Raw genomic sequence first — 1,367 nt, 5'->3', positions numbered from 1 at the left:
GTTCATCTCTCGTTCCTTCGCTGGAGACCCCGGGCTTCAGCCCTGGGGAGGAAAGCGAACCTGCCGCGTAGCGGCGCACAGGACGTCAGTCCGCCGTCAAGGCGGAATGGCGTTAAGCAGGCGCGGGGTCGGCTGCTAAGATCTTGAATGTGCGGACGGCGTACAAGTGCCGGGCCTACCCGACCCCCGAACAGGCAGCGGTGCTCAACCGCACGTTCGGCTGTGTGCGCGTGGTGTGGAATCAGACGCTCGCCTGGCGGCACCGCCGCTGGCACACCGAACGGGCATTCACGAACGTGCCGCAGGCCAATGCCTTCCTCACCCAGCTCAAGCGGACCGGGGAGTTCGCCTGGCTGAACGAGGTGTCCTCGGTCCCGCTTCAGCAGGTGCTGCGCACTCAGCAGAAGGCGTTCGCCAACTTCTTCGCCGGACGCGCCCGATATCCGCGCTACAAGTCCCGCACCGGCCGCCAGGGCGCCGAATACACCCGCTCCGGGTTCCGCTACCGCGACGGGCAACTGTTCCTGGCCAAGATGAACACGCGACTGGCGTTCGTGTGGTCGTGGCCGGACATCGACCCGGCCACGATCAACCCGTCCACGGTGACCGTCTCCCGCGACCCGTGCGGACGCTGGTACGTCAGCTTCGCCGCCGAGGCCGACAACCCGGATCAGGCCGCCCCTGCCGGCGGCGTGCTCGGCGTGGACCTGGGGGTCAAGGACTTCGTGGTCACCTCCGGCGGTGAGAAGATCGCCAACCCTCGCAGCCTGGCCGAACGAGAACGCAACCTGGCCCGCTACCAACGCCGGATGGCCCGTAAACAGCGCGGCTCGAACAACCGGGCCAAGGCGAAAGCCAAGGTCGCCCGCGCCCACCGCAAGGTCCGCGCGTCCCGGGCGGACTTCCTGCACCGCACCTCGACGCGGCTGGTCCGCGACCACGACGTGATCGTGATCGAAGACCTGGCCGTGAAGAACATGATCCGCAACCGGAGCCTGGCCAAGGCCATCTCCGACTGCGGCTGGGGCACCTTCCGCCGCATGCTCGAATACAAGACGGCCAAGTACGGACGCCACCTGATCGTCGTGGACCGCTGGTTCCCCAGCTCGAAGACATGCTCCGACTGCGGACACCTGCTCGCAACGCTCTCGCTCTCCACCCGGACGTGGACCTGTCCGGGCTGCGGCACCCTGCATGACAGGGACGTCAACGCCGCGAAGAACATCCTGGCGGCAGGTCTTGCCGTGTCTGCCTGTGGAGGTGATGTCAGACACTCCGGGTCCGCCCGGGTGCAGTCGCCCACGAAGCAGGAAACCCAACCTGTGAAGGTTGGAATCCCCCGCCTTTAGGCGTGGGGAGGAAGTCAA

General features: G+C 66.8%; 1 protein-coding gene. It reads left to right on the top strand.

Features of this window, described 5'->3' with window-relative positions:
- The first annotated feature begins 149 nt into the window (after positions 1–149).
- Positions 150–1,349, top strand: a complete 1,200-nt coding sequence (locus tag E1292_RS50370; RefSeq protein ID WP_132606871.1) for an RNA-guided endonuclease InsQ/TnpB family protein — start codon at positions 150–152, stop codon at positions 1,347–1,349.
- Positions 1,350–1,367 lie beyond the last annotated feature (18 nt).

Origin of the sequence: Nonomuraea deserti, from assembly GCF_004348685.1 — a bacterium.
Classification (GTDB): domain Bacteria; phylum Actinomycetota; class Actinomycetes; order Streptosporangiales; family Streptosporangiaceae; genus Nonomuraea; species Nonomuraea deserti.
This window is presented reverse-complemented; position numbering and strand designations above follow the sequence as displayed.